The organism is Paenibacillus sp. BAC0078, from assembly GCF_054483875.1.
Genome location: NZ_JBTLRW010000008.1, coordinates 12,973 through 35,751, shown reverse-complemented (window position 1 = coordinate 35,751; position 22,779 = coordinate 12,973). Strand labels below are relative to the sequence as shown.

Annotated in this window: 17 protein-coding genes; 4 read left to right on the top strand and 13 right to left on the bottom strand. The window is 48.8% G+C overall.

All coding sequences use genetic code 11. The features are described from left to right. Positions 1–87 precede the first annotated feature (87 nt). The gene (locus ACX1DY_RS16180) at positions 88–1,659 is read right to left on the bottom strand and encodes an ABC transporter substrate-binding protein (RefSeq protein WP_458965222.1); all 1,572 of its coding nucleotides are present in this window, start codon (positions 1,657–1,659) and stop codon (positions 88–90) included. A 221-nt stretch (positions 1,660–1,880) separates the two neighbouring features. Next, complete coding sequence (locus ACX1DY_RS16175; RefSeq protein WP_458965221.1) at positions 1,881–2,342, bottom strand: OsmC family protein; 462 nt, start codon at positions 2,340–2,342, stop codon at positions 1,881–1,883. A 216-nt stretch (positions 2,343–2,558) separates the two neighbouring features. Here ACX1DY_RS16175 and ACX1DY_RS16170 point away from each other — a divergent pair, with 216 nt between their 5' ends. Next, positions 2,559–2,936 carry a PilZ domain-containing protein gene (locus tag ACX1DY_RS16170; RefSeq protein WP_458965220.1) on the top strand — a complete coding sequence of 126 codons (378 nt, stop codon included), beginning with the start codon at positions 2,559–2,561 and terminating at the stop codon, positions 2,934–2,936. 113 nt (positions 2,937–3,049) lie between these two features. Here ACX1DY_RS16170 and ACX1DY_RS16165 read toward each other — a convergent pair whose 3' ends face one another. From ACX1DY_RS16165 to ACX1DY_RS16145, 5 genes are all read right to left on the bottom strand, one after another. Further along, on the bottom strand, positions 3,050–3,694 hold the full coding sequence (locus ACX1DY_RS16165; RefSeq protein ID WP_458965219.1) for a hypothetical protein: 645 nt from the start codon (positions 3,692–3,694) through the stop codon (positions 3,050–3,052). Positions 3,695–3,791: 97 nt separating this feature from the next. Further along, on the bottom strand, positions 3,792–4,526 hold the full coding sequence (locus ACX1DY_RS16160; RefSeq protein ID WP_458965218.1) for a helix-turn-helix transcriptional regulator: 735 nt from the start codon (positions 4,524–4,526) through the stop codon (positions 3,792–3,794). A gap of 361 nt (positions 4,527–4,887) precedes the next feature. Next, positions 4,888–6,357, bottom strand: a complete 1,470-nt coding sequence (locus ACX1DY_RS16155) for an RCC1 domain-containing protein (protein ID WP_458965217.1) — start codon at positions 6,355–6,357, stop codon at positions 4,888–4,890. A gap of 15 nt (positions 6,358–6,372) precedes the next feature. Beyond that, positions 6,373–7,113 (bottom strand): N-acetylmuramoyl-L-alanine amidase family protein, encoded by a 741-nt coding sequence (locus tag ACX1DY_RS16150; protein ID WP_458965216.1) that lies wholly within the window; start codon positions 7,111–7,113, stop codon positions 6,373–6,375. A gap of 183 nt (positions 7,114–7,296) precedes the next feature. Continuing rightward, positions 7,297–8,250, bottom strand: a complete 954-nt coding sequence (locus tag ACX1DY_RS16145; protein WP_458965215.1) for an EamA family transporter — start codon at positions 8,248–8,250, stop codon at positions 7,297–7,299. 395 nt (positions 8,251–8,645) lie between these two features. Between ACX1DY_RS16145 and ACX1DY_RS16140 the strand changes: the two genes are divergently transcribed. The 3 genes from ACX1DY_RS16140 (at position 8,646) to ACX1DY_RS16130 (ending at position 11,946) form a co-directional block, all read left to right on the top strand. After that, a complete protein-coding gene (locus ACX1DY_RS16140; protein WP_458965214.1) occupies positions 8,646–9,950 on the top strand; it encodes a DUF5050 domain-containing protein in 1,305 nt (434 codons plus the stop codon). 530 nt (positions 9,951–10,480) lie between these two features. Next, on the top strand, positions 10,481–11,497 hold the full coding sequence (gene trpS, locus ACX1DY_RS16135) for a tryptophan--tRNA ligase (RefSeq protein WP_458965213.1): 1,017 nt from the start codon (positions 10,481–10,483) through the stop codon (positions 11,495–11,497). Next, entirely contained in the window at positions 11,497–11,946 is a 450-nt protein-coding gene (locus ACX1DY_RS16130; protein WP_458965212.1) for an aminoacyl-tRNA deacylase, read from the top strand. Before trpS ends, ACX1DY_RS16130 begins: the two co-directional genes overlap by 1 nt. A gap of 583 nt (positions 11,947–12,529) precedes the next feature. Here the strand turns inward: ACX1DY_RS16130 and ACX1DY_RS16125 are convergent. The 6 genes from ACX1DY_RS16125 to ACX1DY_RS16100 all read right to left on the bottom strand — a co-directional run bounded on the left by ACX1DY_RS16125 (position 12,530) and on the right by ACX1DY_RS16100 (position 22,449). Then, a complete protein-coding gene (locus tag ACX1DY_RS16125) occupies positions 12,530–15,916 on the bottom strand; it encodes a GH36-type glycosyl hydrolase domain-containing protein (RefSeq protein WP_458965211.1) in 3,387 nt (1,128 codons plus the stop codon). A 57-nt stretch (positions 15,917–15,973) separates the two neighbouring features. Further along, positions 15,974–18,142: a glycoside hydrolase family 3 N-terminal domain-containing protein gene (locus ACX1DY_RS16120; protein WP_458965210.1), complete on the bottom strand. Its 2,169-nt coding sequence runs from the start codon at positions 18,140–18,142 to the stop codon at positions 15,974–15,976. 142 nt (positions 18,143–18,284) lie between these two features. Continuing rightward, positions 18,285–19,277, bottom strand: coding sequence for a LacI family DNA-binding transcriptional regulator (locus tag ACX1DY_RS16115; protein WP_458965209.1), 993 nt, complete (start codon positions 19,275–19,277; stop codon positions 18,285–18,287). A gap of 43 nt (positions 19,278–19,320) precedes the next feature. Then, positions 19,321–20,142 (bottom strand): carbohydrate ABC transporter permease, encoded by an 822-nt coding sequence (locus tag ACX1DY_RS16110; protein ID WP_458965208.1) that lies wholly within the window; start codon positions 20,140–20,142, stop codon positions 19,321–19,323. Positions 20,143–20,185: 43 nt separating this feature from the next. Next, positions 20,186–21,040: a carbohydrate ABC transporter permease gene (locus ACX1DY_RS16105; RefSeq protein ID WP_458965469.1), complete on the bottom strand. Its 855-nt coding sequence runs from the start codon at positions 21,038–21,040 to the stop codon at positions 20,186–20,188. A gap of 161 nt (positions 21,041–21,201) precedes the next feature. Next, complete coding sequence (locus tag ACX1DY_RS16100; protein WP_458965207.1) at positions 21,202–22,449, bottom strand: sugar ABC transporter substrate-binding protein; 1,248 nt, start codon at positions 22,447–22,449, stop codon at positions 21,202–21,204. Positions 22,450–22,779: the final 330 nt, after the last annotated feature.

The window sequence follows — 22,779 nt, the reverse complement described above, 5'->3', positions numbered from 1 at the left end:
TGCATTACCTGCAGGGGAGCTATACGGCTCCCTTGCAGGTGTGCATGACCATGAAGCTATTAACTGCCGAAAACGGTCTGATGCGTATTATTGAGCCGACTTCGCCAGAAATTCGTCTATCTGACGCTGAACCTCCGCGATAATTTTGTCTATGCCGGCGGCCTTTACCTGCTTCTGCAGCTTGTCCAGCCCCTTGTCTACATCATCTATCATGCCATATTCCAGCGGAATGCCGTATTGGAGCATCACATTGCCGACGTTCGCGACTTCGGTCTTCACCTTGCTGTTATCGAACACGAAGGTTTCCAGCGGGTAGTGATAAACCTCGCCTTCCCATTTGTCGGTCAGCGCGTTTGCCTCGTCCGGGAAGGAAGCGTTGTCGCGGTTCAGGGGCGAGTTAAAACCCCAGTTGGAGAAGCCGGTGTAGTTGGCATTTTTTGCTGCGTTAGTGTACTTATCGTCTCCGACCGGGTTGTAATGTTCACCGGAGATCCCGTTCATGATCAGATCGTGCAGCTCCTTGTCGTTCTGCAGCAGATCAATCATCATCAGTGCCCGCTCGGGATTCTTGGAGGTGGCATGGATGGCGATCCCGTTCTGCGTGGAGACAGCGACCGACTTCTTCTTGTCCGGCGTAACGTCAGCCAGCGCCAACTCATATGGCGTTTTCTTTTCCCGCATGTCGGTCATCAAAGAGCCAAGCGTGCCTACGTTATGCGTAATCGACGCCGTCTTTCCTTCACGGAACTCCTGCTGGTGATCCAGCTTGCTGTTCAGTGCGCTCTTCGACCAGGCGTTGTGATCGGACAAATCTTTATAATAGTAGACCAATTTCTTGAATTCCGGCGTTTCGTATACATTGAACACTTTACCGGTTGGATCATCCAGCTTGAAGCCTATCGGCATATCAAGGTCGAACATGTTCCATTCGTTCTGCTGCTTCAGCAGCACCCGGTCCAGATTGTGGAACTTCCAGTCTCCGGTCTCCGGTGTGAACGGTGCGACACCCTTCTCTTTTTCGGCGATAGTCTTGAGATAGGTAGCGTAGGCTTCAGGGCTGTTAATCTCCGGCAGGTTGTATTTCTTGCGCAGGTCCTCCCGGTATAGAATCAGCTTCTCAACCGTTTCTCCGCGGTTCTGGGGCACCATGTAAAGCTTGCCGTTCACCTTTGCTTGACCCCAGCTCACCTCCGGCATCGCTTTCCAAGTCATTGGAGTGTATTTCTGCAGCATGTCGTCGGTCAGCTCCAGGAAGCCGCCTTTGATTGCCTGATCGTTGTAGCCTGCCCAGTTGGCGGCATAAATGAGGTCAAAATCCTCATTGGCCGCGAATTTGAGCGGATATTTCTGCGCCCAATCGGACCAGTCCAGGAACTCGGCTTCCACAGTCGTGTTGATTTTCTCCTTCAGCTTCTTGTTGATCTCCCCAAAAACCGTATCATAGTCGACCGGCTTGGGCCCCACCATGATCATCTTCAGCGCGACAGGCTGGGAGGTATCCACTGTGCCGGAATCTCCCGCCGCCTTCGTCGCGGCTGCCGAAGCCTGCGGCTCCGCCTGGCTGCCTCCGGCGTTACCGTTGTTGCCCCCGCCGCACGCACTGAGCAGCGACAGCATTAGAATGCCGGACATTAGTGTTAGCCCTCTTTTTTTGTTCACTAGATTTTCCCCCAATCGCTATGTGTAATCGCTTTCAAATATAGTATAAAGAGTATTTGCATTTTTTCTAATGCAGGCCGTCAACGATTATGCATACTTTTGCAACGACTTTTACGGCTCTCAGAGCCTAACTATCGCTACTTATGGCGCACAAGTAAGAAGCCCGCGTGAACATCGGACTTCTTGCTTACAGCTATAACAAAATAATACTTGAACAATTATTATTGCGCGGAATGTGCTGGTTCGATGATGATATTTTTGAGCTTTAATTGAACCAGATTAGCGATCGTATCCCCAACCGGGCATTTGCGCTCTAAAAATCGTACAAACTCTTCCACTCTTTCTTTTGGCGAATCGGTTTTGATATAAAATGTATATCGAATGTCTGAATAACCGGGACGGACATCCGATTTGTCCAAAAATCCATCAAGGTCAATATCGCCTTCAACTTCTACGCGAAAATCATCGAGCTTAACATCAAACCTAGGCGCATAGACCCGGGCAACGATAGACTGGCATGCCCCTAACGAGACAAGGAGAGCCTCGACCGGATTCATTCCCGTATCCGTTCCGCCGAGGCTCTGAGGTTCGTCGATAGTAAGCTCAAACTGCCTGGACGTTGCTTTTACTTTTACGCCATCTTGCAAATGTGCAGTTGCTTGGAAAGTCTGAACAGCAGCCATTATTAATCCCTCCCTGTAGTGGTTCATCAATCCTCTGAAATATACTCTTACACAAATACATACTTTTCAACTGTGTTTTATGGGTATTATAAATTAGGTGCTGGTTACTGTCAATGCTATTCTATTTTCATACTTGTAAAAGGATTTCAACTCTTAACTTCTGCCGCTTTCATGTCGATAAATATAAAATACACATGGAAAAGTATGGAGGAGTATATGAACACGAACCGCAGAACTGAACCCTTTCGATATACCCTTATAGAACCTGCTACACTTGATCTTCATATTCTTACAATTAACGGGATTCCAGTTCCTCCCAAGCCTGTAAGCGCTATTCTGCTGGAAATCAGCCGTTCGGGCTGCCGTTTGTCCTTCCCCCTGAATGTCAATCCGAAAAGCAACGATGTACGCGTTGGCATGGAGATGCTGCTTACCGAAGAGCCTATGTATATCGAAGGAACATTGAAATGGAATAAGGAGCACGAGGGCAGCTACCAATACGGTATTCAATTGGACATTCCTGAAGCGGAACGTGACCGTCTCCCAAGCATGCTGCGCAGACTGGCGGGCGAAGGAAAAATAGTAGTTCGTTAAGCTATCAAAAAAGTATATAACCAGTAAAGCCGCGATCCTCCGGTTATGGGAGAATCGCGGCTTTTCCTACTAAAAAAATGAGGGGTGTCCCATGGGACACCCCTTTTTGATTCTTATTTAAACGTTACAGATTCCAAAATCTTATCCGTTTCCGCTTTCGATGCATCATCGGTATATGTAAGGATGAAGTTCAGTGCATACCCATCCATAATAATACTGTAATAGTCTTGTGTAACTACCACAGTACCAGTATTAATGGTGGCCTGCATCAGATCCATATCTTTTCCGCCGACTTTAACTGTTGTGACATCCTTGAATTCATACGGAAGCTTGCTGTCTACGAGCAGCTTCTTGGAAGACTCCAGATAATCTTTTCCGGTCTTGATCCCCTGCAGCATGCTGATTTTCTCAGCTACAGCGACGGCAGAAGGTCCGGTCTTCCCGGAATCGAGCGGGAACTTGGAGGCCATCAGCAGGTTAAGCGTTTTGGTTTTCGCCAGATCCAGCATTTTGCTCTTGGCTTCATTGCCCCCGGCAACGGCTTCCTGACCGGCCTTCACAACCTCCATCATCTGATCAGCGTTCTGGAAAACCCATTCTTTTGGAAAGCTAAGGGACAAACCGAAATAGTCATTTGTGTAAGAACCGCTTTCAGTCACACCTAAGGTTACTTCCTTGTCTTTCCCGCCGCATGCTGTAACCATCACCAGCATTAGCAGCAATACCATTGATAATAATCCAACTTTTTTCTTGTTCATAATACCCTCCTGGTCATTCTTTTTATCTTTTTTAGCACCAGAAAAGTTTAACATGTAATGTTATCATTTCCACCTATATAAAACTATAGGGGACGCTCTACAAAAAAGACATCCGGGTGGCAACCGAAACGGCCTCCGAGCTGGACTGCACCCCGAGTTTATCGAAAATTACTTTTTTATGATGATTTACCGTACACTCTTTGATCTTCAGTTTTGAAGCAATCGCCTTTCCGGTCAGACCTTGTGAGATCAGTTCAAGCACCTTTAATTGACGTTCGCTTAAGTGTGCAGAGGGCTGGCCGGCAGCTTGGGACGCAAGTCTGGCCTGATAGTTGTTCAGTATATCCGCCGGGATCAGCTTGGCGATGGCTATCAGTTCACTTTTCATATCCGCATCAATAGTTGACACATCAAGATAACCAAGAATAGTGGGCCCAACGGTCAAAGGAACAGAGAAGCAGTGCCAATTTTTGAAAAATGGGCTTTCATGCTGCTCCGGCGGCAAATATACGGGACCTCCTTGCGATATCGCCTCTGAGATAGCGTTCACTCCGCAATGTTTTTCTGAAAAAAACATGCCTAAATGAATAGGAGAGCGGTTCACAACGCTTTCAAGATTGCAGCTGTAATCCATGCTAAGAAGCACCCCCTCCTCATCCGTAAGCAGGAATAAATAGGGACCGGAAAGATGATCCTTAATATTTATAATACTATGCTGAAAAACTTCGACTAAAAGCTGATTAGGGGGACTGTTCAGGTCAGGCTGCTGCATCTGCGATAACATGCTTTTTGATTTCACCGGTTGGCGGCATGTATCTATTGCTGTGATCATTGCTGTAGTTCTCCTTCCTTCTAACATGAATCTACTATATCTATCGGGTAAACCCAGAAAAATTTGTAATTTGCCAGAACACTCTATATATATGAATATTTGAACTTTAAGCCTTTAGGCTTACAGGGCTTAGACGCAGCAAAGAGGTAAAGATATCCCAACAGGCCCATTCGTAAAAAAAGCAAGGTCTATATGTATATAAAAGTTAAAACAGCTTACAGCTCGATTTTACCGTTTTAATGATTCTTTTATACTATTTTTGCTTGAAAGCGGCATCATGCTGATGTGGAGACTATGCTACTATTATAGTAGAAAAAAAACCACCAAAAATTGGCGGCAGTGATTATTGCTCTATCTTGTGCTATTTCCCCAGCCGAACTTCACCCGAGGTTGTATTCCATTGCAGACTAATACCCAGCAGATCACATAGGTCCTGAAGTGGAAACTGGGTTGATTCCGACAAGCTTTTAAGCGAGATTGCACGCTCCGATTTCCTGCCGTTGATGAAGAGCTGTTCCGGTGCGCTGGCTTTGATCTGGACGGTTGTGCTGCCATATACAAAGGACCATACTGTAAAACGGGAGTTGTTAACCTTCGGGTCCGGATTGGACTCGCTCCTTCCGGCCTTCACTCCAAGCGCCTTGAACACACTGGTATAAGGAACATACAGCTTGCCGTCAATAACACCTGCAGTGCCGTAAAAAGAGGTTGGCTGGCCGTTCACCAGAAAATTCAGTGTAGACTGAACCGGAACAGCAGTAACAGCTCCATCTTTGGCTGTATTTCCGCTACCCGCCGCTAATCCGCTATAGTAGCCTTCCCCCCACCCCAGAAGTGTGCCATCCTTGCGCTGGGCAAAACCAAAGCTCCCCGTGCTTCCCCAGAGATTTGTGATGCCCTCTGCACCCTTCACCTGGAACGCCTTGGACAATGGCCCGGAATTATAGTTCCACTGCCAGAGTGTTCCGTTCATCTTGAGCATGAACAACTGCTTGTAACCGGTCTGCAGCTTATACACATTGCCAAATCCTGATGCTACAGGCTCTTTTAACGAGTTGTTCCAGCGCAGAACCTGTCCATCCGTGCGGAGGAGAAAAACATCATCGCTTGATGCGGCAATTTGCTTAATCGCAGAGGCGGCAAGCGTATATACCGTGACCGGATCGCTCGCCCAGCGGCTTCTGCCCATTACGCTGTTATAAATACTCAATCGCTTCACACTGCCGTTGTCTGTAAGAAACAGCGCGTCATTACCGGCTATAACAGCAGAACGAACTCCCGAAATTCCTTGTAACGGCAAATACCGGACCTTCATCTGCATGGTGATATCGCTCTGCTCAAAGGAAGGATACCACAGTACCGCCGTTCCGTCTTTTTTCACCGCTATTCCCGAAGAGCCGTCTGTAGTAATGGATGAAACGTTCTGAAGCCCCGCTAATTTGACTGGACCTCCACTTTTCTGATATGGCAAAACCGGATCATCAAAGACGTATGCGCCATAGGTTTGGCCCCAGGCCCATACCTCTCCATTCTTGTCCAGTGCAAAAGAGGCATTGCTGCCCGCAGTAACCTGCACGATATTAGTCAGCCCGGCAACCTTCTTTGGAATGTACTGATCAATGGTTGTGCCGTCGCCAACCTGACCATATTTGTTATAGCCCCATCCTGTCACCGTACCGTCACTCCAGACTGCAAGTCCATGCGCATAGCCGCCTGACACATTTACAGGTCCAGCCGCAGCCGCAGCGGCCACATTACCGCCTGCCGGAATGAATATGGCGGCTATCAGCATGAATACCATTAGGCGGACAATCCTTTTACAGATATTCACTGTGACTCCCCCTGCTCACTTAAAATACGAATCAAGTCCCTTCTTGATCCCCTTTACAATCTTATCCTGATACGCAGCCTCGCTTAGCTTCTTGTCTTCCTTCGGGTTCGTCATGAAGCCCATCTCGATCAGCACGACAGGCACCTTTGACCAGTTGAAGCCGGTCAGATCACTCCGCGGAACGATGCCGCGTGAGTTAGCCTGCGTTTCTTTTAGGACAGCCTGGGACAGGACGTTCGCGATCTCCAGACTTTGCGAAGCAATATTTTTCGTAAATGTGTTGGACGCAGATGGGTAGAGAAAAGACATTCCTTGAACACTGCGGTTGTCGCTTCCGTCTGCATGTAATCGAAGAGCAAGGTCAGCCCCGGCCTGGTTGCATCTTGTAGCGCGTTCACTATTAGATATATCCACATTATTGGTCCGGCGAATCATCGTAATCTCATAATCGTTCTGAAGTGCCTTTTCCAGCTTCAATGCCACTTCAAGCGTCAGCTTGTATTCAGGTATTCTCGTGGTAATGCCTTGCGTCCCGCTGGACACCTTGGCCTTGAATGTACGGCTTCCAGGTCCAACCGGCTCTTTGGCGTTATTGCCTTTGCTCTGGTGGCCTGCATCTATGCAGATTATCGGCTTGCTCTTAGCATTGGCTATTGATTGTCCCCCCGCTTCTCCCCCATTTGCTCTTGCCGGTACGCTTGCTGATGTCAGCAGAATCATGATAATCAAAGAAATAACCTTCAGATTTGTTCTCATTATGTACTCCTATCTATTGGATTAACGGTTTTCTCACCCGTACCTAAATTCGACATTCCGAACAGTGTTCCTCTTTAACCCGCAAAAAAACGCGAAGCCCTGTCCGGCAAGGACAAGCACTGCGCTTCGCAGACTGGTGTCTGCGGTGACAGGCTAAGGGCTTCGCGTTTAAGCACATGAGGCTTATGATGGGATTGCGGACGCATTTTTCCAGCGCAGCTTATACAGCTCGGGAAGCATGACCCCCAGCAGCACCAGGACAACCCCGGTCCACTGCAATCCGCTCACCTGCTCATGAAGCACGAACGAGGACAGCAACACGGCAACCGGCAGCTCGGCAGCACCAAGAATTCCGGCCATCCCGCCACCAATATGAGGGACACCGATAGCGAACAGCACAGGCGGGATAAATGCGCCGAACAAACCAAGCAGGAAACCGAACAGCAGCAGCTGTCCCCACAGCAAGCCGTTAAACAGAAAGTATGGCGGGAATAAAATGAACAACAGCAGCAGGCCTCCGGTAATCATCCAGGCACTCCGGTATGCCGGGTGCGCAGCAGGAACAGCTTTGCCGCTGAAAATAATGAACATGGAATAGCTTACCGCAGACAATAGTCCCAGAGTGATTCCCAGGACGTCGAAATGTGCCGCACCCTGATCCATAATTCCCGCGGCCAGCAGCGTTCCCCCGAATAGCAGCAGCAATGTCAGCAATGTAATCTTGTCGGGACGCTGGCGTTTGCTGACGGCTTGAATCAGCACGCTGATCCAAGTGAACTGGAACAGCAGGATAATCGCCAGCGAAGCCGGAATGTAGCGCAGGGATTGATAATACATCAGACCCGTTGCCACCGTTGGGGCTCCCGCCAGCATCAGCAGCAGCCGGTGCTTCCAGGTCAATGGCGCTGCTGCTTGCTGCACACTAGCAGCGATGCCGCGGGCGCGTGCCTTTCGTGTCTGTCTGATTTTTGTATATAAGGCGAGCAGCCAGGCAAGAATGCAGCCGGTCAAGAGCTGTGTGCCGACCACTTCCCCAAGCTGGTATCCTTTGCCGTAAGCCAGAACGACAATTGTTGACAGAATGCCGTAGCTCATAGCCCCCGCCAAGACGGAGAGCAAATATTTCAAATCTTTCATGTTTCTTTGAACCTCCTGAATACTCTGAATCGGCCGCTACACGCAAATAATCCTAACTCCGGGGACAAGGGACATAGAGCAAGGTCCTTGTCATCGTAGTTAGGAAGAGTAGGCTTCCAGTAGAAACCCTCGCCCTGTTGGTGCCTGATGGCTGCGAGGTTATACGAGAAAAGTATGCAGTTATTGGTATGACGACCTTTCATATGTTACATGGCAAGTAAGCTGATGTCAACCCTTAATCCTTAAAATCTGTGCTATTTACTCAATGATTTTCGCTTTGATGTAAACCCTAAGTAAATTAATGGTTCTTTTGTGTTATTTATTTTTTTCATTAAAATCCGATATCTTAAGATATGTTTTGATTTACACTATTTCATCTACAGAGGAGTCGTCAAATGAATCGAATGCCAAAATCAGTCAAAAGAGTATTATTCACATTGCTTGCAGGTGTGCTGGTAAGTATCGGAACACTTGGAGGAGGCAAGCTAACCCCTACCGCTTCGGCGGCTTCAGAGAATGGGTACGTTTATTATACCTCAGATGATACTTTATACCGTGTGCCGGCGGCCGGAGGTACAATCCAGAAGCTCTCCGAGAATTTCGAAGGAACAGATGTTGAAGCAACAGATAAGTACTTGTATTTTCTAACCGGTGATTCCTCTTCCCAACTGCAGCGCTTATCGCTGACAGAGACAGATCCGCTGATCAGCAGTTTTGCCGCTAACAAAAATATTGTATTTTATCTGGCAGAGGGTGATTTCCTATATTTCATGGATGATACAGGAAAGATCTACCGGTCACTGGCCAATGCGGCAGATGACAGCCAGATCAAACAGGTTGCTTCCAATGCAGATATAGAATTCCCGGGATTTTCGGTAGTGAATGGGCGAATTTATTACAATGCCCTGAAAGACGGTGTGAACACCTGGGCCGCTTCGAAATCAAGAGATGGCAGCGGTAACGTACAATGGATTGCGAAAGGAGCCATTCCATCCTCCCGTTTTATCCATCCAAGCAACAACACAGTCTCTGTTATGGTGGATACCAAGCCGCAAGAAACTTATTATTCACTGGACTGCATGATCCTCTACACACTTCCAATCAATGGCGGAAATGCAAAAGCAGTAAATGCCAAAAGCCCGCTGGATGCGAACGCTACCCTCTCGGGCGGGTGGTCCAATGACTACTTCGTTTACAACAAGGGTGTCACAGTAGATGATGATGATAATTTCGTCTATACCAAAAGCAAAGCTTATGCAATTGATAAAGCCGGTAAAGTCTTTCAATTCAGCCAAACCAGTGTTGTCAGCCTTTCGGATATGGGCGGAGGCAAGCTGGCCTATGTCGGCAGCAACGGCAAAGGCTATGTCAGCACTGTAGCTAACGGTAAAGTGACCAGTACAAAACCGGTTGAACTAAGCAATGTAAAACATGTCGCCAAATTCAAGAACGGTACAGCCTCTGGACAAACTGTATTTTTTGCTACTAAAGGTGCTTATGCATTGAATGCAAATCTCACATTAACCAAATTGAACGGTGTGGATTGGGATAACAGCGCGTTTAATGAGGATGTAGCAGGCATCTACTATTGGAATACAGAAGATAACGACAACCTGTACCGGATGAGCACCGACGGCAAATCGAAGATTAAGCTCTCCGAGACAACCGTGGATTCCATTGAGACAATCTCTCCACGATAAGTTTTAAACCTAATTCAAATTCGTCAGTCAGCCGGAGCTCCAGAAATGGAGCTTCGGTTTTTTGTATAGAGGCTTGACGGATCATGCTTCATAAGGTAATATTCCCCATATATCAAGAACAACATTGAAAAAGGGTAAGTAGACATATTCCGCGTGGATCTGCAGAGAGCCGGTGGTTGCTGTGAACCGGTGTCCAGGATATGCTCGAATGGCCTTTGGAGTTGCTTTTCCGAACCTCCCTCCTTCGGGTGCAGTAGGGAAATGCCGGGAGTCCCGCCGTTATCAGGGGAACGGTCTCGAGATGATTCATGTATAAATCTCCGCACCGTATAACGAAGACCGAATGCCGTCTATATGCGGCTGAGCGGTTATTTAAGGTGGTACAACGACAACTTCGTCCTTAGCGGGCGGGGTTATTTTGTTTTTCAGGGGGGTGATGGCCATGGAGGATGGCTGGTGGTGGCGGTTAATCATGCAATTTCACATGCTGCAGCAATTTACTTACAACCATTTTAGGAGGATGTTCAGCTATGACAGAACGAGTATTAACAGGAGACCGTGTTACCGGCAAGCTTCACCTTGGCCATTATGCCGGCAGTCTGGAGAACCGGGTGCGATTACAGGAGGAGTATGAATCCTTTGTATTTCTGGCCGATGTCCAGGCGCTGACGACCCACTTTGAACAAAAGGACTTGATCCGCAGCCACATCCATGAGATGACCCTTGACTATTTGTCCGCAGGGATTGACCCGGAGAAGTCTACGATCTTCATTCAGTCGATGATTCCCGAAATCGCTGAGCTCACCGTATATTTCTCGATGTTCGTGTCCGTCAATTCGCTGCGCCACAATCCAACCATTAAGGCGGAGTCCAAGGGACAGGGACTGGATGAGCTATACTATGGTTTTCTCGGCTATCCGGTAAGCCAGGCGGCTGATATCACTTTCTGTAAAGCAACATTGATTCCCGTGGGCGATGATCAGCTTCCCCATTTAGAGCTGGCCCGCAAAATCGTACGCCGGTTTGGTGAACTGTATCAGCCCGTACTTGTAGAGCCTAGAGCGCTCATAAGCAATACGCCAAGACTGGTGGGGACCGATGGAAATGCGAAGATGAGCAAGAGTCTCGGAAATGCCATCGCGCTTGATTCTACCAGGGAAGACATTGCCTATAAAATAAAAAGAGCGCTCACCGACCCCGCCCGTGTGCATAAAAATGACCCCGGCCACCCGGAGATCTGCCCTATTTATGCTTATCACAGAACCTTCCAGCCGGATGCTCTTCCTGAGATACGTGAAGGCTGTGAACGTGGAACTATGGGCTGCTCCGCCTGTAAAGAGCGTATCACCTTAACGCTTGAGCAGCTAATCGCACCTATGCGGGAACGCCGGTCCTATTACGCCAGTAAGCCAAAAGTAGTGGAAGAAATTCTGATGACCGGAACGCAGCATGCCCGCGAAATCGCCAAGGGGACGATGAAGGAAGTCCGGGAAGCGATGAGCCTTGATTATTTCGGGCTCTCCGCCATGGAAAGGGGTGTGCTCTAATGCTTACTTTGCCGGAGCTTGCAGTGTTTCTGGACGAGAAGAACAGCGACTATGAGCTGATTGCCCATAAGACCCCTATCCGCTCGACCCGGGATGCGGAGCAATACTTTGATCTTGCAAAAGCTGCACCTACACTTATCGTTCAAACAGAGCACGGATTAGTTGCTTTTATAGCCAGCGCCCAACGGGGCCAGGTAGATCTTAAGGCTCTGAAGCAGGAGCTCAGTTATGTTACCCTGAAGATGGCGGATCCCTCCAAAGTTCTGGAAGCCACAGGCTATCATATAGGGGCAATTCCTTTAATCGGCCACGGCTTACCCTGCCTGTTCGATAACCGCCTGCTGTCCCTGGACTATATTTATGGAGGCACAGGCGATGAACTGCACACCTTGAAAATTGCTCCGGCAGATGTCGTCCGGCTGAATCGAGTTCTTGCGTTCGTTGTTTGACAGATAACACCTAACCTTTAAACTTTGGATAGACTGCGGCGGGATTGTGAGCCATACTGCATTCCCAAACACAATTTAGTCTGACGCTTGTATTAGTTAATTGTATTTACTGCAGTTAAAAGACTGCTTAAACCCGTATTTGTAGCGGTAACTGTATTCTGTGCAATTAAAAATGGCTAAATCTATATTTTTATGAGATTGCTGCCAATTTAGATGTACAGAATGCAATTAAGTCAGATTCAGCACGAAAATACGGCTTTTTAGTTGTACGAAATACAGTTAGGGCTTGGGAAGCAATCTTAACGGAGCCACCCCTTCCCTCAAGCCGACATCCGCTTATTTCCCGAAAGCTCCTTATTCTTTAGCTGACAAGTGGAAACGGCTACGCCGTCCTTAAAAGAAGCCTATGCTTCCGAAGCAGCGATACTTCGTATCGCTTTCAGGTATCCGTTTCAGCGAGAAATAGAAGGATAATTTATAGTGTGAAAACATATAAATTCTTGTATTTTAAAAAAGCGGCCAGTGAGCGCAGACATTCCGACTTAAGGATGTCCGCGCCACTGGCCGCTTTCTTCATCTTAACTTACATATAAATGTCTACTACAGTTCTTTCTGCGCTCCGCAGACGGTCAAAGTCAGTGCGCTTGATCCGCAGTCCGCCGGTGCGGTACGGGTTAGCCAGCCGCTCAGCCTGAACCTCCTGGCCGTTCACCTTGACGGCACTAAGCTCGCCTTGTGCACAGTGGTACACAAATGTGGCCGGGGCGCCTCCATATTCAAAATCAAAACGTGTGCCGTCCAGCTCATCTGGAAGCACCGGATCAATGATCAGATCGCCGCCGGCTTCGCGGATGCCCAGCACGTTAGAGATCAACTGGTTCATGTAGATCCCCGGGCCGCTCGAATAGATTCTCCAGCCGCCTTTTACCTGAACCGAGCCGTCACGCAGCTCTGCAAAACGCTCCTGCGCCTCATAGCGGTTGGCGAATTTGCCGTCCGAGCTGCTGAAGTAGGAATTGCTCTGGCGCAGCTCCGCATTCGGAACCGCATCACGGATGCCGATCGGGTTGATGACCGCCAGCCCTTTCCATACCTGATCGCGTTTGCCGATCTTAGCCATAGCCTCAACGAAGCGGATATGTGCATGCACATATTGCAGGCCAATCTCACGGCCGAAGTTCGCCGCCTGCTCGGCACGTTTAAAGTGGAGGCTGACTCCGCCCGCATACTGTGCCGGGTGGTTCATCAGACGTACACCGTCCGGGCAGAGGAACTGTTCCTGGATCAGCTTGTAATGATCCTCCATCTGCTGTGGTGTAAGCAGCTCGCCAATCATGCTGCGGGTCATCGGCAGCAGACGGTACTGGATGCCGGTCTCCTTGTCTTCGGGATGCAGCATCAGCTTGGCATCAGCCGGATCTTCAAAGTACAGGAAGCCCGGGATTACATCAGTTCCCAGCATATAGCGGTTAAAGTCGCCTTTAATTCCTTCCGCCAGCTCTTTCAGTTCTCCTGACCATACATCATCCACACCCTGCAGCACTCCCGACAGTCCAAGCACCGTCTGATATGTCAAAGCAACGGTCCAGCTGCTGACCATATACTGCTTAAGCTGGGCATTGGCCGGTTGAAGCGTATCATCCCAGTCGCCGTCTCCGTAGGAGGACAGGAAGGTGTCATGAAGGAAGTTCGCTTTAATATAATTCAGTTCCTTAACCGCATGCTCACGTAGGGAAGCTGTCGTTTCTGTAAAATCAAAGACATGCTTGCGGGTATACGGAATCTGCTCGTCGAGAACAGCGAAGTCACGGGTTGCCCGCAAATAATCTCCCAGAACCTTAAGCGGCCAGACGATAATATCGCCGTGGCTTTCTTCCTGCTGGATTCGGGTATACTTGTCGAACATGAACCATTGCGGCCAGTTGCCGTCATCCTCATATTGATGGGCAAATACCGTCAAAAGAATTTCCCGTACCTGCTCATATTTATGGGTAGCCAGGAAATATTCCACCGGTCCCTGGCACACATCGCGTGTTCCCCAAGCCGCTCCGCCATACTGCTCCAGACCGTGCGGCATCGAATAGTGAACGAGCATGTTATGGGTATACCACCAGGCAAGTGCATTCACCTTGAACAGCTCACCTTCATCGCCGCCCGGCTGGGTCAGCTTGAAGTCATTCATCACACCGGCAAAAAACTCGCGGTAGCGGGTTATCTCAGTCTCTGCCGCAGTATGCGTGAGCGGAAGCTCTTTGCCATCCAGCAGTCCTTGCAGTCTCAATGTCCAGTCCGCACTGTCCTCAAGCTCCAGAACAACCAGCGAAGCGCTGCCTTGAGCTTGACCTTCTACCAGTACCGACTCATTGCCGAGCTGGTAAGCTGCTCCCTCAACAAATATCCGGTAGGCCAGCTCTGGATATACCTGGCTGCTAGTTCCCGACTCTGACGCGCGGAAGGTCAATGCTCCGCTGGCTGCGTCTTGGGCCATTTGGTAAGGAACCTCATATTCTGCCACATTCATTGTAATCTGGTTGGTAACCAGGAAGCGGTACGAAATGCCGTTCGCAGAACGGACATGCAGTCTGATCTCCGGCGCATCCACAGTGGTGTAATTGGTAATTACCAGGGTGTCTGAAGCTGTTTTATAATACCAGCGGACATAGTTGAAGCCAATTTCGAACAGCGAAGGCATGGTGAGCAAATGGTACTGGCCTTCTGTCTGCACATAAATGCGCTGACCGGAGGTTTTGTATACATTCAATGCGTTGCGGGCATTGGACATCATTTTATTCATATTGGTATTGCCGACAACCACCTGAGAGTTGAAGATACCGTACATATAAGAAGTAGTAGTCAGCACTTCCGGGTTCAGACGTGCATTATCCCCGCTCATGAGAATATGTCCGTGCGGACGTTCAACAAGCAGCTCTTTCTCCTTGAGCACCACATGCTCGTAGCTGTCTGTAAAGAAGGCCAGCAGCTTGCCGTCTTCGCGTTCCTCCTGGAATTTATGCGGGAATAGTGCATCCAGCTCATCTTGCGTCAGCGGCAAGGTTTGCAGCGGTTCCCCTACCTTCGGGGATACAGCAACACGGCTATTCCAATCACCCTGGTCAGACACGTCACCCAAAGTTAGCGTCTCCTGCCAGGCTTGCCGCACAACCGCAGCATGCTCCAGCTCTGTTATCGCAGCAGGATGATCTTCACGGAACAGACCGTAGAATGTGAAGCGTGCCTGTCCGTCTATCTGGATTTGCCCAGACTGCAATGCCGTATAGGCAAATTCATATTGGTAGACTTCGTTCGCAAGCTTCTGCTTGAACAATGCCTCCGGCTGATCGGTCTCTTTGTAAGACAGGCCGAAGAATTGGAAACCATCGGTGGAATAACCGGCGGAACCGCCCAGCAATCCCTGTTGAAGATACGGAAACTTTCCGCCTTGCGGCTGATTCTGGCGTGAGCATACTACGTAGCCTTTGTCTTTATCTTCGAAGACTGTATGGTCAATGTATTGCGATAAGTAAGCTTCATTGCTAGTAACCGCTCCGGGGGAAGCAATACCCACATCCTGGGTGTAGATCACATCCAGCAGAACACCGCCGCCTTCGATCGTCACGTCCCAGAACCATATTCCGTTATTAGCCAATGTGAAGACGACCTGATACTTGAGGTTTGCCGTCAGTCCTTGACCTGCCTGCTCCGCTCCAATTTCGCCCTGCCATACCAGGCGTTCACCCTCCTTACGGAAACGGCTGCCCGATTTAGCTCCAATCAGTGGAAACGCATGAATCCCGTCCTGTAAGTGAAGTCTTGCATAGATATTCCCGGGTGCCCCATCCACACTATTGGACAGCAGCTGATTGATCATCATCTTGCCGCCAAAGGCCTGATAGAGGTCACCGCTCTCCAGAAATGTAAAGGTCAGCTCACCCTTTTGAAGCGACAGCTTGGAGTTTGTTATAGTTGTCATTTCTTTCACTTCCTTATCTGATCGGGCTAATGCCGCGAATGTTCTGTCATTTGTACATTATTTTACTAACCGGAAGCCTGCCTTCTGCACATCACGGCTGCTTGCGCCGACAAAGACGGTGAACTGGCCGGGATCACTGGTAAACGACAGGTCGCTGTGATGGTAGCGAAGCTGTGATTCTTCGATGTGGAAGACAACTTCCTTACTCTCATCAGGCGCGAGATCAACCTGCCGGAAGTCCTTGAGCTCTTTAACCGGACGGACTACCTCTCCCGATATGTCGCGAATGTACAGCTGGACGGTTTCCGTTCCGGCCATATTGCCGGTATTGGTTACCGTTACCTTCACTTCAAGCGGACGGTCAGGGGCCATAACCTCTGAGGATAACGACAGCCCTTCATAGGCAAAGGTTGTATAGCTCAGGCCGAAACCGAAAGGCAGCAGCGGCTCATTTGGAATGTCAATATACTGGGAAATATAGCGGTTGTCTGTTTCTTCTTCCGGCTTAGGCCGGCCAGTATTATAAGAATTGTAATAGACAGGAATTTGACCAACCGAATAAGGGAAGGACATGGATAGACGGCCGGAAGGGTTCACCTTGCCATATAGCAGGTCTGCCAGAGCCGCCCCGCCTTCACTGCCCGGGAACCAGGCTTCCAGCACTGCATCCGCCACATCGTATACACCATGCAGATCAAGCGGACGGCCGTTGAACAATACGACTGCCAGCGGTTTGCCCAGCTCTTTCATCACACGGATCAATTCCAGCTGCGCTTGAGGCAGTCTGATATCACTGCGGCTGCCCCCTTCTCCGCTCATCTCCGAAGCTTCGCCAACAGCCAGAACAATAATATCCGCTGCCGCAGCGGTCTTTATGGCTTCAGCCTTTTGAGACTCACTGATGGTGTGGATACCGCTGCCTTCCGCGATGACTACATGGTCCGGGCTCGCGCTTAATGCCCGCATGGAATCTCCCAGCTTCACAGCAGTCTCCTTAGATCCCTGCCAGGACCACCAGCCGAGGATATCGCCGCTGTCTGCGAACGGACCAATCAGCGCGACCCGCTGGTTCGCCTGCAGCGGCAAGATGCCTTCATTCTTGAGCAGTACACTGGATTTCTCGGCAAGCTTGCGGGACACCTGGCGATGCTCATCGCTGAAAACAATCTTTTTCTCAAGCTCAGGATCTGCCCCGCGCATCGGGTTTTCGAACAAACCGAGCTTTTCCTTCAATTTCAGAATGCGCAGCACCGCTTCATCAATCAGAGCCTCATCAACAAGCCCTTCTTTCACCAGCTCCGGCAAATGGTTCACATAGCTTGTGGTCATCATGTCGATATCGACTCCGCTGTAGATCGCTTTGAAGGCAGCTTCTTTATCATCTTCCGCCGCACCATGGGCAATCATCTCTTTGATCGCGGCCCAGTCGGAAATGACGACTCCGTCAAAGCCCCATTCGTCGCGCAGCAGCCCGCGCATTAATTTGCGGTTGCCTGTAGCGGGGATACCGTCCACAATATTGAAAGAGGTCATTACCATCTCTACCCCGGCGTCTACCGCCGCTTTATATGCCGGCAAATAATATTCGCGCAGCTGGCGTTCCGACAAATCAACAGTGTTATAATCGCGCCCGCCTTCGGCTAGCCCATAAGCCGCAAAGTGCTTCACGCAAGCAGCTACACGGGTCAGATCGTTCTCCAGATCATCGCCCTGGAAGCCTTGCACAAATGCCTTGGAAAACACAGAATTCAAATAAGTATCTTCGCCGGTAGACTCCATTACACGGCCCCAGCGCCCATCACGTACCAAATCCACCATTGGAGCAAAGGTGACATGCAGACCGGAGACCGCAGCCTCACGTGCAGCAATCTCTGCGCTCAGTTCAGCCAGCTCCGGGTTCCACGAGCAGCCAATCGCCAGCGGAATCGGAAAAATGGTTTTGAACCCGTGCACGATGTCGGCCATGAACAGCAGCGGAATACCAAGTCTGTTACTAGCAAGGTGTTCTTTCTGCACGGCCATCATTTTCTCCGCGCCGGCTATCCCCAGCACCGAACCTGCTGCACGTTTGGTATCGTTCCCGATGCCCAGCTCTTCCATAGGGCCGGTAATTTCAGAATCATCGCCAGGCTCGTCGTAAAAAGGGGCTGCAAGCTGCAGAAGCTGGGCTATCTTTTCTTCAAGCGTCATGTTCTTTACATATTTGTTATACAAATGCTCACTCATAGCTACTCCCCCCAGTGAATACGAAACGTTTCTTCTTAATAAATCCTTTAATATCATAGCTTTGGAACCAGTAATATATTGCATAATAAGAAACGTTTCACTTAATTTCCAGACTTAAGGCCTCCATTCAGAGGCTCTCCAATTAACTCTGGGTTTTGACTGATCTGCGTTCAATCAGCTCGATTTTAAGCTTGTAGAACGAATTGACTGCATCTCCGTTCAGTCTTTGGAACAGCAGATGTCCAGCCAGCGAGCCTGATTCATACATTGGCTGGCGGATCGTTGTCATTGGAGGCTGAATGTATTCAGCCAGTTGAATATCGTCAAAGCCGATAACCGATATATCATCCGGGACGGAAACTCCGCCCTCCTCCAGTGCCTTCATCCCGCCTACAGCCATTTCATCATTCGCATAAAAGATAGCTGTCGGGAGCTCCCCCTGTACCAGCATCATCTTGGTCGCCTTGTATCCGCCCTCGCGGATAAAACCGCCGCTCAGCTTCCACTTCGTTTTCTCCTCAAGCCCGGCTTCCCGCATGGCCCGCAAAAAGCCCTGATAGCGGAGCGCATTGTCATAGGAATTGGCGGGACCGCTGACAAAGGCGATCTCCTTATGCCCCTTTTCGATCAGGTGGCGGGTTGCGCTGTAGCCCCCCTGCTCACCATCTACCATTACATTGATTAGTCCCTCTCCGGAAATCAAACGGTCCATAACAACGATTGGAAAACGGCTGCTTCCCGCTGCGTGCAGAATCTCATCAGTTATATTATGAGCCAGAACAATGGCCCCATCGACTCTTTTCTCCATCAAAAATTTCACCGCAGTTGAGTCTTTGCCGCCCATTGAGCTGCAGGCAATCAGGTCATACGAATTGGATAATGCCACATCCTGAATACTGCGGATCAACTCTGAATAGTAGGGACCGGACAGATCCCGGAGTATTAGAGCAATGGTGTTGGTCCGGCTTCTTTTCAAATCCATGGCAAAGCCATTTTTCTGATAGCTCAGCTGTCTTGCTGCCTCAAGCACCTTTTCTCTAGTCTTGGCGCTTACCTTGCTGTCGCCGTTCATCGCATATGAAGCTGTTGACAAGGCCACTCCTGCCAGCTTTGCCACATCCTTGATCGTTGCCATCCTGTTCAATCCTTCCCGAGACCCTCAGGTATATTTCTCTATATTATTTTATGCCGGAGATGGTATATCCTTCTATGATATGCTTTTGGAAGATAATAAATATGATAATAATCGGCACGACCATAAATGCGGCCCCGGCCATCTGCAGCCCGAACTGGGTTCCGTATTGCCCCTTCAGCAGGGATAGTCCGACAGACAGTGTATACAGCCTTTCGTCATTGGCAATAATCAGCGGCCAGAGGAAGCTGTTCCAAGCGCCGATAAAGGTCAAAATCCCCTGCACGGCAAATACCGGCTTCACAATCGGCACCATCAGCTGGAAGAAAATCCGCAGCTCGCCCGCCCCGTCCAGTCTTGCCGCTTCGAGCAAATCCATAGGGATTGTGGACATAAACTGGCGGAACAGGAAGATCGCAAAGGCCCCGACCAAACCAGGCAGCACAATGCCCGCCATCGTATTCACCAAATTCATTTTGTTAATGATCAGATAAGTTGGAATCATAGTTACCTGTGACGGAATCATCATGGTAGCCAGGATCAGATAGAAAAACTTGTTTTTACCCGGAAAATCGAACTTTGCAAAAGCATAGCCGGCCATCGCATTCAGGAACAGCCCTGCAAACGAGCACAGCACGATAATCAGCGTGTTTTTCAAATATATCAAAAAGTCCATCTTCACGAACAAATCCTTATAATTGGAAAAGGTCGGGTGGCTCGGTATGAGCGTTGGCGGAATTACGGTAAATTCATTTTCAGGCTTAAAGGATGAACCTATCATCCAAATGAACGGCACCATCATCAGGAGTCCTCCGATAATAAGCAGGGCGATCATTACACCTTTTTCCATTTTCATCTTTAGGGCCATGCTTGTTCCCTCCTTCTTAAAACCCGCAGCCAGAGGCTGAGGTTTAGTATTCCACTTCTTTCTTTTTGACCGCGAACTGAATGAGTGTCACTATGATGATGATGATGAACAGTACAAACGAGCCGGATGCCGCATAGCCGAACTTGCTGAGCTGGAAGCCGTTGTTGTAAATGAACAATGCCATCGACATTGTTGCATTAAGCGGTCCGCCCTTTGTCATAACCAGCGGTTCTTCGAAGAATTGAATCCAGCCGATCAGAGTCGTAATGGTCACAAAGAAAGTAGCGAATCCGAGCAAAGGAACTGTAATGTAACGCAGCTTCTTCCAGCCGGTTGCTCCGTCAATTTCAGCCGCTTCATAATACGAACGGGGAATTCCTTGCAGCGCGGCCAGGAAAATAATCATATTCAGACCGATGGATTTCCAGAAGGCCAGCAATATCAGTGAAAATTTCGCGAGTACCGGGTCCTGGAGCCATTGCTGTGCCGGAAGACCGAATACAGACAGAATATAGTTGAACAATCCATAGCTGCCGTTGTACAAATATCCCCAAACCACAGCTACAGCCACGATGTTGGTAATGGAGGGCATGTAGTAAATAACGCGGAAGCTTTTGAACAGCCAGCCTGTTCCATAATTAAGCAGCAGCGCGACAGCCATTGAGGCAATCACAACCATCGGCACTCCAACGGCTACATAAATAAGCGTATTATACATGGATTTCAAGAAAACCGGGTCTTTAAAAATTTCGAGATAATTCGAAAATCCCACGCCGTTAATATTGGAATAATCCGCAAGCCCCACCAAATCCATATCGGTAAAGCTGATGACCAGCGCGATAATTATCGGAATGATTGAAAATACGGTCAGCAGCAGCACCGCCGGAGCGATGAACATATATGGATATTTATGTTTGTTCCATTGCTTCACAAATGAGCTCACAAAATCACATCCCTTCGCTTTCTCACACTTTCTTCCATTTACTAGGATGAACATACACACTGCCGGGACCTCTCAGCTAAGGAGATTCCGGCAGTCTGCCTGATCACGTTCAGATCTTATTTATTGCCTAGAAGCTCATTTGCTTTTGCATTCAGCTTATCCAGTTCGGTTTGCGTATCCGCGCCCCCAACTGTGATCTGTTCGAACGAAGCCATAGCTGCCTGGGCAATTTCTTCATATTCTTTTACCATTGGAGCAGGACGGGTATTTTCAAGCTGCTTGCCGAAAGCCTGGATCATTGGATCTTTCAGAGCGTCATTGCTCCAAGCGGCTTTCAGTGCAGGCATAGAGTTCGAAGTTTCATAGAATTTCAACTGGGCATCCTGTTCAGCCATGAAAGCAATGAACTTGGCTGCTTCATCAGGGTTTTTGCTGTAGTTGAAGATCGACAGGTCGGCACCGCCAATGGAAGAAGTATTGGTTTTCTTAGCAGGCAATGTGGTTACAGCCCATTTACCATCAATTTCAGGCGCTTTTTCTTTTACGGTCTGAATCATCCAAGGACCGCTGATGAACATTCCCATCGTGCCGTCTTTAAATGCAGCTACAGTATCCAGGTCGGTACCTTTAGGGGACAGACCTTCGTCATAGAAGCTCTTCAGGAAATTAATCGTTTCCACATATGGCGGCTGATTGAACTGCGGCTTACGGTTGCTGTCAATCAGGTCGCTTCCGTTCTGCCAAGCGAAGATTGCAGTGTAAATGGAGTCCTTCGCCTCGATTGGCAATGCGTAGTGTCCTGCGCCGCCTTTAGCTACCAGCTTCTTGCTTGCGTCCTTTAGCTCATCCCAAGTTTTCGGACCTTCCGGATAACCTACGGAACCAAGCAAATCTGTGCGGTAGAACATCGCACGAGTTTCAACGTAGAAAGGAATGGCTACAGTCTTATCTTCATATTTAGTCGTTTGAACTGCTCCATCGAAGAAGTTCTCAGCTTTCATGCTTGGGTATTTTTCGATATAAGGTGCCATATCCTTCAAAGCTCCGGCAGCCGCGAATTCAGGAATCCAGGTTGTTCCCATTTGGACAACGTCAGGACCGTTTTTGGAAGCAACGGCGGTCAGCAGCTTGTCATGCGCGGAATCCCAAGGAATAGCCTGCACTTCCACTTTGATGCCCGGGTTCTTTTCTTCATACATCTTGGCAATTGGTGTTACAGTGTCGGCTGTCCCCATGAACCACACCTTCAATGTTTTGCTGTCACCTGATGCCGAGTTGTTCGAGTTCGAGCTTCCGCAACCTGCAACGACCAGAGACAAGCTCAACATTGCTGCTGAAACTACAATACCAGTTTTTTTCTTCATTTCTGTCACCCCTGTTATAGTGTTAGCCAAACTTGAAAAACTATGAATAAAGCCCTTACATCGAAACGTTTCGATTATTTTCGAAAAAAATTTCGAATTTTCCTGTGAAATAAAGTACTGATCACTGATCTCATTATCATTAATCACCATGAAAAGGAGACCAAAAACTACTTTTTCTACAATTTCCCTCGAAAAGGAGTTCTTTTCTCAAATGTATCTTTAGTTCAACGCTTTCATGACTCGAATCGTTTCGACAAACTTATTATATGACTTGCTGTTAGCGATTTCAAGTAGGTAACTTAAAAAATGTTCGAACAGAAAAGAAATATG

What these genes read in the sequence shown, in the direction of transcription:
- ACX1DY_RS16175 (WP_458965221.1), bottom strand. Translation starts at nt 2,342, where the DNA reads ATGGCTGCTGTTCAGACTTTCCAAGCAACTGCACATTTGCAAGATGGC.
- ACX1DY_RS16170 (WP_458965220.1), top strand. Translation starts at nt 2,559, where the DNA reads ATGAACACGAACCGCAGAACTGAACCCTTTCGATATACCCTTATAGAA.
- ACX1DY_RS16165 (WP_458965219.1), bottom strand. Translation starts at nt 3,694, where the DNA reads ATGAACAAGAAAAAAGTTGGATTATTATCAATGGTATTGCTGCTAATG.
- ACX1DY_RS16160 (WP_458965218.1), bottom strand. Translation starts at nt 4,526, where the DNA reads ATGATCACAGCAATAGATACATGCCGCCAACCGGTGAAATCAAAAAGC.
- ACX1DY_RS16150 (WP_458965216.1), bottom strand. Translation starts at nt 7,113, where the DNA reads ATGAGAACAAATCTGAAGGTTATTTCTTTGATTATCATGATTCTGCTG.
- ACX1DY_RS16145 (WP_458965215.1), bottom strand. Translation starts at nt 8,250, where the DNA reads ATGAAAGATTTGAAATATTTGCTCTCCGTCTTGGCGGGGGCTATGAGC.
- ACX1DY_RS16140 (WP_458965214.1), top strand. Translation starts at nt 8,646, where the DNA reads ATGAATCGAATGCCAAAATCAGTCAAAAGAGTATTATTCACATTGCTT.
- trpS (WP_458965213.1), top strand. Translation starts at nt 10,481, where the DNA reads ATGACAGAACGAGTATTAACAGGAGACCGTGTTACCGGCAAGCTTCAC.
- ACX1DY_RS16130 (WP_458965212.1), top strand. Translation starts at nt 11,497, where the DNA reads ATGCTTACTTTGCCGGAGCTTGCAGTGTTTCTGGACGAGAAGAACAGC.
- ACX1DY_RS16125 (WP_458965211.1), bottom strand. Translation starts at nt 15,916, where the DNA reads ATGACAACTATAACAAACTCCAAGCTGTCGCTTCAAAAGGGTGAGCTG.
- ACX1DY_RS16120 (WP_458965210.1), bottom strand. Translation starts at nt 18,142, where the DNA reads ATGAGTGAGCATTTGTATAACAAATATGTAAAGAACATGACGCTTGAA.
- ACX1DY_RS16115 (WP_458965209.1), bottom strand. Translation starts at nt 19,277, where the DNA reads ATGGCAACGATCAAGGATGTGGCAAAGCTGGCAGGAGTGGCCTTGTCA.
- ACX1DY_RS16110 (WP_458965208.1), bottom strand. Translation starts at nt 20,142, where the DNA reads ATGGCCCTAAAGATGAAAATGGAAAAAGGTGTAATGATCGCCCTGCTT.
- ACX1DY_RS16105 (WP_458965469.1), bottom strand. Translation starts at nt 21,040, where the DNA reads ATGTTCATCGCTCCGGCGGTGCTGCTGCTGACCGTATTTTCAATCATT.
- ACX1DY_RS16100 (WP_458965207.1), bottom strand. Translation starts at nt 22,449, where the DNA reads ATGAAGAAAAAAACTGGTATTGTAGTTTCAGCAGCAATGTTGAGCTTG.